This is a genomic window from Ovoidimarina sediminis, from assembly GCF_032586175.1.
In the GTDB taxonomy this organism is placed as follows: Bacteria; Pseudomonadota; Alphaproteobacteria; order Rhodobacterales; family Rhodobacteraceae; genus Ovoidimarina; species Ovoidimarina sediminis.
Genome location: NZ_JAWHTE010000051.1, coordinates 1 through 9,812, shown reverse-complemented (window position 1 = coordinate 9,812; position 9,812 = coordinate 1). Strand labels below are relative to the sequence as shown.

General features: G+C 56.7%; 8 protein-coding genes. 6 read left to right on the top strand and 2 right to left on the bottom strand.

Features of this window, described 5'->3' with window-relative positions:
• Positions 1 to 493 precede the first annotated feature (493 nt).
• Positions 494 to 910, top strand: a complete 417-nt coding sequence (locus RXV90_RS25410; protein ID WP_316653165.1) for an Hsp20/alpha crystallin family protein — start codon at positions 494 to 496, stop codon at positions 908 to 910.
• Positions 911 to 978: 68 nt separating this feature from the next.
• On the opposite strand, the gene RXV90_RS25405 is transcribed toward RXV90_RS25410, so the two are convergent.
• Both RXV90_RS25405 and RXV90_RS25400 read right to left on the bottom strand, forming a co-directional pair.
• Positions 979 to 1,413, bottom strand: a complete 435-nt coding sequence (locus tag RXV90_RS25405; RefSeq protein WP_316653163.1) for a DUF1810 domain-containing protein — start codon at positions 1,411 to 1,413, stop codon at positions 979 to 981.
• A 65-nt stretch (positions 1,414 to 1,478) separates the two neighbouring features.
• On the bottom strand, positions 1,479 to 2,054 hold the full coding sequence (locus tag RXV90_RS25400; RefSeq protein ID WP_316653161.1) for a DUF2238 domain-containing protein: 576 nt from the start codon (positions 2,052 to 2,054) through the stop codon (positions 1,479 to 1,481).
• A 1,640-nt stretch (positions 2,055 to 3,694) separates the two neighbouring features.
• Here RXV90_RS25400 and RXV90_RS25395 point away from each other — a divergent pair.
• The 5 genes from RXV90_RS25395 to RXV90_RS25375 form a co-directional block, all read left to right on the top strand.
• Positions 3,695 to 4,693 carry a pilus assembly protein N-terminal domain-containing protein gene (locus RXV90_RS25395; RefSeq protein WP_316653159.1) on the top strand — a complete coding sequence of 333 codons (999 nt, stop codon included), beginning with the start codon at positions 3,695 to 3,697 and terminating at the stop codon, positions 4,691 to 4,693.
• Between the two features lie 396 nt (positions 4,694 to 5,089).
• A complete protein-coding gene (locus tag RXV90_RS25390) occupies positions 5,090 to 5,386 on the top strand; it encodes a hypothetical protein (RefSeq protein WP_316653157.1) in 297 nt (98 codons plus the stop codon).
• Between the two features lie 1,806 nt (positions 5,387 to 7,192).
• On the top strand, positions 7,193 to 8,272 hold the full coding sequence (locus tag RXV90_RS25385) for a tartrate dehydrogenase (RefSeq protein WP_316653156.1): 1,080 nt from the start codon (positions 7,193 to 7,195) through the stop codon (positions 8,270 to 8,272).
• Between the two features lie 94 nt (positions 8,273 to 8,366).
• Positions 8,367 to 9,062, top strand: a complete 696-nt coding sequence (locus tag RXV90_RS25380; protein WP_316653154.1) for a hypothetical protein — start codon at positions 8,367 to 8,369, stop codon at positions 9,060 to 9,062.
• Between the two features lie 190 nt (positions 9,063 to 9,252).
• Positions 9,253 to 9,812, top strand: a 560-nt coding sequence (locus RXV90_RS25375; RefSeq protein WP_458646498.1) for an MORN repeat-containing protein, incomplete at its 3' end; no start/stop codon positions are given.

Genomic DNA, 9,812 nt, shown 5'->3' with positions numbered 1-9,812 from the left:
TAAGCTGGAACCACAACGAGCCAGGGCCTCCGTTACAGATCAAGCCACCCTGTCCCAAATCATCTGACGACGGACACTCAGAACTAGCTGAGTGTGCGCTTCATCAAACTTGTAGGTCGCGCAGTCTTCGGCGGTAGCCACTTGGGGAGATGAGACCATCCCCACGCTGGCGGCAAGGAGTGTAAGAGCATTTCGCATGAAGAACCTCTGAAGCGATGCTCCAGAGTATATCGAGCGCCACACCGACAGTTTTGACCAACATCAAGAATGCGAAGTCATTGCAGCTAGAGAGTGCGGAGCGTCGGGTTCGTCCCGTGTCTCGGACATTGAGCTCATTCTTGCGAAAGTTCGCTACTGGAAGAAGCGGACGCTCCCGCGAGGAACCAACGCTTGCCAGCTTCTTAATCCACCTCACGTCGGTTGATCAGGGTCAAGGACCCCGCAGGTAGGGTACCACAGTATCTCCGCAAACCAGTGATCGAGGGAGTTTAAAATGGTCGAGAAATCTCACACTAGCGGCTTTTGGCCTTCGCTTTACGACCCGCTCCGGCACATGGGCGAGCGGGTTAGGGATTGGCTTGCCCCAGCCTCCGAAGCATCCGGGAACGACGATGCGTACAGGATTACCGTGGAACTCCCCGGCGTAGAGGAAAAGGACATCGATCTGAGCGTTGAGGATGGCGTTGTCACGCTCAAGGGAGAAAAGCGCACGGAGCGCGAAGAGAAGGGTGAGACTTGGTTCTTCTCAGAGAGGCAGTACGGGGCGTTCAGCAGATCATTCCGTCTTCCACCCGACGCGGAAGCAGCTAAAGTCGATGCCCACCTTAAGGATGGCGTGCTCACTATCACCGTGCCGAAGACCGCTCCGAAGAAATCGCAGACCGGCAAGGTGGAAATCCGCAAGGGATAACGTGGGAAGCGCAGCCATACCTCTATGAATGCCTGAACCGGACAATGGCATGTGCGTGAAAGTGCTGTCTAATGCGATGTGCCGTGCCGGGATGAATTCAGAAGCTTGAGTGTGTTCTGGCAAAGTTCGCCGTCGAAGAAAGCATCCAAAGCCTTTCGCAGAATAGGCCCTCCGCCTGCCAACTGCATCAACGTGAGCGAAGAACGTAACTTCTTGGCGTCCACAACTCCCATAATGTCCTCGATGGGAATGTCGCTATGCCCCAACAGGGCTTCGACAGCGGACAGGTAACGCGGACCTAGGACAGGGTCATTAAGAAAAGCGCGCGCTTCGTGGATGTCCTCGATACCGTAAAACTTCGATCGCTCAGAGTATCCAAGGCCTTTCAGCTGTGGGAAAATGTACCAGATCCAGTGACTTGTCTTCTTCCCAAGCCGGAGTTCGCTAAGGGCTGTCTCGTAATCTTGCTCATGCGCGGCGACGAAGCGCTCTAGGTCATACAAGTGATTTACCCTTTATCGGGATTGGCGGTGGCACATCCAGGTCTCGCAGTGATGGGTTCAGGACCCTATCCGCGTGCCACCACGACGACAGCAATGAGTGCGCCAAGCGCATTGAAGCACAAATCCAGCGCTGTGTTGATGTAACCACCGACATTGGTGTCGGGGACGGCAAGCACGGCGGAGAACTCAATCATTTCGTTCAGCGCGCCGAGCCCCATTGCCCCGAAGAGGGGCAGCGACATAGCAGTCCATGTGCCGCGTGTGTCAGGGTAGTGAGTGGTAAGAAGATGGTGCAGAAGCCAGGCAGTCACCCCAAAGCCATAGGCATGAACTGCCTGATCGTATTTCAGTATTACGCTGTCTTGTACTTCCATTATCGGCACAAGCGGCAAGTTATAGAGGACAGATCCAGCTATCGGCAAACCACCACCCGCCATGTGGAGAAGGCCCCATAGCGAAAGCGCCCAAAGCATCGAGACTGGATAAGCAGCTTGTTTCAGAGTGAAGCCGACAAGAGCCATCAGGCCGAGCATCGTTGCGATGTAGACAATGAACTCAAGGTTCCCGATGGAAATAAACCACGCGCCGAAACCGCATACATAGGTGATTGTGAAAACCGCTACGGGCAGGACCTTGCGCATGCATTCATCTTGCGCAGCGGCATGAGAGGGAGCAAGGGCGTCTGTAAGTTGCCTTGGCCGGCTAATCTCGGCAACAAGCCGCGGCCGCCGATACGCGCTGTCAGACAGGGACGGCCGCTTCCGCTGACCGCGAACCTTCGCAAGATCATACTCGATGTCCGGTTCGCAGGCTGAGCCGACATCCAGACAGCCTATGAGGAAGGCGGCTCATTCAAGATTTTGCCTCCGCAAGGAATGGGTTTCCGGTCTGGATGGTTTTGGCTTGACCGACAGAACAGAGTGTTTCCTATTTCGACGCAAAAATCGAAGGCGAGTGTGAAGTGTCTTACACTAATACATCATTAGGTTTGCTAATCTGATGGTGTAACGAGTTGAAGCCCGCGTGTGTCTTAGGGGCTTCGCCTGCAAATCCGGACCCCAGTGTACATTCGGGCTCTGGTAAGCGGCGCCCTGGATCAAGCAGTGTCTCGTGGCTGATCCAGGGCGCCGGTGGAAGCGAGTAAGGAGTGTCGTCCCGGGCATCGTGTGTTTGATGGCCGTGGTTGTAAAGAGAGTGAATGTAATGAGTACCTGTAGAAGTGCGCAGATTTTTCCTGTGCTGCCCGATGCCGATCCGACGCCCCAGAGATCGACTGACAAATCTTTCATGCAATCTCTGCGATCCTGCGGCTTGGAAGAGTTGGGAATGGATCTCGCGCATCTGTCCACACCGAAATTCTCCATGCTTGTTATGACAATGACCGTGCTGGCAGCCCTGTTGACCAATCAAGCTATATGAGCATGAGGCTTGGTCAGATGGCCTCGTTGAACTGGCCGCGCTCACCCGGAAATGGGCCGCAGGTTTGGTGCAGTGTCACAGAGACCAACGATCGCAACAGGTAGGGAACAGAAATGAGCACGGTCATGTGTGTTGGCCGCGCGTACCAGTAATACCAAGTAGGTGAACCATGTTTACGAGTAAGTCCGCGAGTGCGCTCTGCATCGCTTTTGTCAGCCTTGCTGCCGGATGCAGCTCTCTCCCTCACAGTGATGCAGCAACGCGCTCTGGAGTGTCCGGTTTGGCACCGGGGTTAGATCAAACCGCGAAAGAGCTTTCCTCCTTCAAGACCTGCATCAGATGGCTGGCTGACGGTTCAGATGTCTTTAGCAAGAACGCCGGCTTCGCGTTTCGGTCGGAGGCTCGGGATGAGACGTGCGGGGGGGATGATCTCAAACTTGGCTCGCTGAACCCCAGCCTTCAGCGTGACCGCGTCGCAGAGCCCACCCCTCAATCACCAGAAAGCGTTGCCGCGGGTGATCCTGCGCCCCAAGCACCTGAAAGCTTGCCCGATCCGGAGGCCCCTGAGGTCCCGGTCGTTTCGACAGAGCCGCAAGGGCCATCTCCCCAGTCACAGGCCGAAAATGGCCCGAAGAACGGCCCCAAGTCGACGGGGAAGCCCGATGCGCCGGGACAGGCCAAGGACCGCAGCGCCAAGACTTCCCTCAAGGAGCGCTTCGACGCGGGTCGTGGGAATGGCTCCGAAGGTGGAGATCCGGGGAACTCCCAGGAGCACAACCAAGGAGATGGTTAGGCTGAACGGATCCTGCCGGAAATAGCATGATCCCATGAAGTCAGACGCTAACACTGTATGAGGTTAACCATGAATACCAAAAGACTGTCCTGGATTGCGCCAGCCGCGATTGTCATCGCTATGCTGGTAAACGCCCCGGCATTTGCAGCCTCGACCATTGGTGTCGAAGAAAGTTCGTCGAAGCGAACGGTTGAGGTCACCAGCGATGGCGCAATCGTCCTTGAAAGCGATGCGCCCTTCAGCGAACTGTCCATTGCAAATCCCGCTATCGCGGACATTTCGACGCTTTCGAACAACGCCATTTACGTTCTCGGCAAACAGCCAGGCCGCACGACCCTGATGGTCATGCATGAGAACGGTACCGTGATGTCGATGTACGAGATCCGCGTGACGCCCGACATCACGGAACTCAGCCGACGCCTAAGCGAGGTTCTCCCTGGCGAGGAAATCGATGTCCTGACCGCCAAGGATGGCCTGGTTCTCACGGGGACGGTCAGTGATCCTGGCGTCATATCCAAAGCGCTGGAACTTGCCAGCCACTATGCGCCGGGCAAGATCTCCAACCTTCTGAGCGTGCGCGTTGAGGAAAAGGCACCCGAGCCCGTTGCGACCCCAGAGGTCGAGGTGGTTCACGTTGATCCGGCTGTGGTGGAGACGCAGCTTCGTGCGCTTTTGCCAGCTGAGGCAATCAGTGTGCACAACCTGGGTGGAACGCTCGTTCTCTCTGGGACCGTCAGTTCCACAGACGAGGCACAGAAAGCGCTCCAAATTGCCCGTCTCGTGGCAGGCGAGGCTCAGATCTCGAACTTGCTGACGGTTGCCGAAGAAAAGACCTGTACGGTTCGGACCCGCCGTGGCGGCGAACTCATTGAGACCAATATTCCGTGCCGGGTAGATGCTGCTGCTAGGAACCTCGGAAACACCCGATCGGCTGAACCGGCAACCATGGCGGGGCAGCAGGACGATCTGGCATCTTCAGAAAACGGGGCCTCTATCGCATCTCCAACCAACAGCTCCCTCGCCCCGACGTCGTCTCCGCTCCCGCGGCAGCGACCCAGTCTCAGTTAAAAACCGGCTATACGACACCAACCCTCGGTTGCCCTGTGCTTGCGAGTGTTGGTGTTGCGGCTGGTGCCAGCCGTTCTCGAAGCGGAACACCAGCAATACGAGTGAAGCAAGTGCCTCCTTCTGGCAATGCGCCATGCGAGGCAGGAGTATGAGTTATGAAAAGTAATCACGTAAGGTCATCAGCGATCCAAAAAGCTGGCGGCATCCTTGTCCTATTGATCCTGGCAGGGCTGACGTACTCCCAGTTCAATGTCTCCAAGCATTTTAAGCAGCACGATGCGACAGGCATTTTTGTCGACCGGTAACATCCACCAAACTTGCTGCTTGAGAGTTAGCTATCCGTTGGACGACCTCAAGCGGCAGCAAATTTATCCCCCTAAGAACGGATCTTGAAGAATGGGCAACGCCGTCACCAATTCAGAGCTCAGCCGCGGGTTCGGCGCGCTTACAACCCCGTCTGCCATCCAATGGGATCGCATCAACATCAACGGTCTGCTGCGAGCTCTCGCGCGCCTGAACCCCGAGGAATTGCGCCGATTTCGATCCGATCTCGAAGAATATGAGAAAAGCGGCCACGCATCGGAATACCTTCTGGGTATCTTGGCCTTGGCCGCAGGACAAAGGCACATGTCCCGGAAGCGCGCGTTGGTTCTGAAGCTTCGGCCGAACGTCGTCGGTCTGGTATTTACGTAAGCATCCGTGAATAGCCCGAGGGCCATTGGGCGCCCACAGCTATCTCCCGGTATTGGAACCGAATGCCGCGTTTCCACATTAAGCGGCGGAGCTACGTCCACCTTGTCATAGTCGCTAACTCTCCCCCGAGCTGGCGCCGAAGTTAGTAGTCGGTGAATGCCCCGCCGTGCCTTTCGCGGCGGGGCTTTTCGTCAGTCCGCCTTGAAGGCAAATGCGCTCCCACTACTATCCCGGCTACCGTCAAATCAGGATGGAACATAGCTACCTCCCCGCTGCGCTTGTCGCGGCGGGGCTTTTTGTTTTCAGTATCCCCAATTGACTTACAATAAGCTCTAAGCGAACTTATTGTTGCTGATTTGGAAACAGTGTTTCGGTTTCCTACCCCCTCGCCCCCGTCACTTCCCCACGAGTGGCGGGGGTTTTCACTTGGAAATTCTGCCTTCGAACAATGAACAAACTGACGCAAATCAATGCGTTGGAAACAGGCGGCACACAAAGTTGAATGTGATCTGGCACGCGGGCAAAAGTGCCGGGTCGGCCGCATTGGCGGCCCAAGCACCCCGCCAAGTGGGGGATGGCGGGGTGCTTTCTTATTGAGAACAGGTGCAAGTCGACGCGAATTAATGCGTGCAGCACGTGCGGGGTTGTGCAGTCGAAAGCCACCTCGAAGGCTCGCCCCCTTTCCCGGCACCGCCAGCCGTGCTTCTCGTGCCGGGGTTTTTCATCGCCCGGATACGCAAAGGCGACAGCCGACGCGATTGATGCATGTCAATGCCCGCAACACATGCGCGTTTCATTATACATCAAGGCTCGGCATCTGTCCCACCATGCCAAGCCTTCCGCCACGGCGGCACTACGGTCCCGCTGCGCCTTTTGCGGCGGGACCTTTTTGTACCCAACGGTTCAAGCCAGGCTCCTATGTCTCTAGCTTCTCCGGTCGTCCGCATTGCGACGAAGCCGTCGAACATCGGAGAAGCACCATTGCCTCGCCCTAATGCTGTCAATTTTCATGGTCTATATGGAACCACGTGCTGCCGGCAGAATGCCAGCAAGCCCGGGCGCACCCCGATATCCGCGTCCTCCTGTCGGCAGCACGGTTCAACATTTCTTCTTGTGCCCTTTACGTTGGGTAAGTACCGTCCCGGTTGTGCTGCCAGCCCTCCTCATCCCCGAGGCGTTTGAAGGCGAGTTGCGTTATCGTTTTTCCCTTTTCGCTGGCAGCACACGATTTCTGCCAAGCCCCAAGCTCTTCTCCAAGGTAAGCCGCCCATTCTTTCCAACAGTGGATTGAGCAGGCGAACCGGCGTTTCTGAAGCCGGTTGGTGATGCTAAAGCACCTCCGAGCTGTTTCCTGTCAAAACATCACCGCTGAGCATTGGCTGATCGTGTGGGGGCGCGTACCTAATGTCCGCGTAAGCGACAATGGACCGAGACCTTGGCCAATGCGCGAACCCCCACAAGCTTTCGATACCGAGGGATAACAGTCGCAATAAAGACCGGTTCGAGAAACAGTTCGTCCTGTGACAAGAAACGCTATCCGCGACCCAGTGAACGTAAGTTCACCAAAGCGCGAATATCCCGCGAGCGGCAGCGGCTCTAAGGCTACATTGAACGCTTAGTGTCGCAGACCGGGTATCTGACCAATCTTCTCTGATGACTGCGTCGAGCCCAATGCGGGCAGTGCGTCGGGGCTCGGCAGGTCCGCTCTGTGGGTCAGTTAGGAGCTCAAAAGACAAGTGCGGCGCGCTTGTGTTGCTTGGCCATAAAGACTGGCCTACTCAGAGCGCGACCATGAGGACCAATCACATGCCAAAGAACAGTTGGAAGATCGCCGTCATCCCGGGCGACGGGATCGGGAAAGAGACCACACCGGAAGGTGTCCGCGTTTTGGAGGCAGCCGCGAAACGGTTCGATCTCGGGTTCGATTTTGACGATCACGACTTTGCCTCCGCCGATTACTACGCAAAGCACGGGCAGATGCTCCCTGATGATTGGAAGGATCAATTGAGTGGAAGTGACGCGCTGTTTTTTGGAGCAGTTGGATGGCCAGAGGTTGTGCCCGATCACATCTCGCTTTGGGGATCGCTCATCCAGTTTCGGCGGGAGTTCGACCAATACGTAAGCCTGCGCCCTGCACGCGCCATGCCTGGCGTTCCGCTGCCGCTGGCGGGGCGCGCATCCGGTGACATTGACATGATGATCGTGCGTGAGAACACCGAAGGCGAATATTCGTCGATCGGCGGCAAGATGTTCCCCGGCACGGATCGCGAGATTGTCGTGCAAGAGACCGTCATGAGCCGGGTCGGCGTCGACCGCATCGTGAAATATGCATTCGATCTGGCAGCGAAGCGCGGGAAGCATCTGACATCTGCGACCAAGTCCAACGGGATTTCGATCACGATGCCCTATTGGGACGAGCGGGTCGCGGAGATGGCGGCCCAGTATCCAGACATCAAGGTCGACAAGTACCATATCGATATTTTGACGGCCCAATTTGTCCTGCACCCGGACTGGTTCGACGTTGTGGTAGCGTCAAACCTGTTTGGCGACATCCTGTCGGATCTAGGCCCCGCCTGCACCGGCACAATTGGGATCGCACCTTCGGGAAACATCAACCCGGAGGGAAAATTCCCGTCCCTGTTTGAACCAGTCCATGGCTCCGCGCCTGACATCGCCGGACGAGGTATCGCCAACCCGATCGGGCAAATTTGGGCAGCAGCCATGATGCTGGAACACCTGGGTGCACAACAGGCCAGCATGTCGATTATCGCCGCTATTGAACGGGTGTTGTCGGAGGAGGCCTTGCGCACTCCTGACCTGGGAGGACCAGCCGACACCAAGACATGTGGTGCGGCCGTTGCGGACGCCGTCTTGGAAGGGCTGTAAGTGGTCGCGTCTGCTTTCATCAAAGGATAGTTTAGAGACCCAGCCTGACGTCTGCAGCGTTGGACAGTGACTGAATGTTTGCTGGAGGAGCTTTATGACGCCTTTCGTGGCCGTTATTCTGGCAAATAGCATTTTCGGGATTGCCGCCGCGGTTTGCTTACCCTGGGCCAAAGTGATTGCCAGAGCCCGTCGCCGTATAGTTCTTATCGCCGTACTGATGCCAGTTTTCTGGTTCGTTAGTCTGTTCTTCTTGCTCCAAGCGGTCTTGGTTGACCATTCAGCCGGAGTGGTAGTTTTCGTCTTCCTCGCCTTGCAGGCAGCTCCGGTAGCATGGTTGTTGACCACGGTGACCAATTTGCGGCGAAATTGGCCTGATGGTTTCAGCCAGAACGCCATTTCCAGCTTGATCGCAAATAGCGTGGTCTGGGTTGGGGTTCTCGCCTGGTCTGCTCTCGTCCTGGCCGAAGATCTATACTCTCCTGGATTTCAGGAAGTCCGCGGAAGATCAGTCAGGAACGAGCAGGAGTTTGTTGCCAGTCTAGTGGAAGTCGAACTGCATGGGGCCGGGGAAGACTACATCTACTTCTGGTCAGACGGGCAACTAATGGGAAAGCTCGACGGCCAGTTATTTCAGGGCATTTGGGAGTGGGAAGAGAACACCCTATGCTTAGAGACTGATCCCGCAGCTTTCAGCACCTGCAGCAGTTGGTCGATTGAGGCACAAGGTAAAGTTGCTGTGTCGAAGGAGAGTGGTACAAATACCTTGCGAAGCTTCAAGATTGTTCGCTGAAGCGCAAACCGCCCGAGTTTCCACACAGCCTCGGCTCAACGCGGACTTGCGGCAGTGCAGCACATGCGCGGAAGGGGCCAGCAGCGGCAGAGCGGACGAAGAAGACCTTAGGTTGATATAGGTCATTGCGTGTTTGAGAGCTCCGAGGCTCAGATCAAACAGACATAGCGGCCGCTAACGGGACAAAGAGATGAAACTTCTGGCGTCGTCTATCGTTGCTTTAATGCTTTCCCACGCTGCCCTCGCCGGTCCCCAAGACGAGATAATCTCCAAACAGTATGAGGACGGCAGCACCTACGAGGGCACGTTCAAGAACGGCGACCGACACGGCGAGGGCACTTACCGGAAACCCGACGGCTACGAATATACTGGCCAATGGCTGGAGGACGAGATCAAGGGCTACGGCACGGCGCGCTTCCCCAACGGATCGGTCTATGAGGGCGAGTTCGTCGCCGGCAAACCTGAAGGCACCGGCAAGATCACCTTTGCCGATGGCGGCACCTATGAAGGCGACTGGGTCGATGGAGAGATGACGGGTCAGGGGCTTGCCGTCTATGCCAACGGCGTGCGCTACGAGGGGAGTGTCAAAAAAGCCCTACACCACGGAAGCGGTCGGATGGAGCACCCCGGAGGCTATGTGTATGACGGGACCTGGGTTAATGGGCAGCGGGAGGGCGAGGGCAGGATCACCTACCCGGACGGCGCGGTCTACGAGGGCACGCTCGTCCGCGGAAAACGTCAGGGCACCGG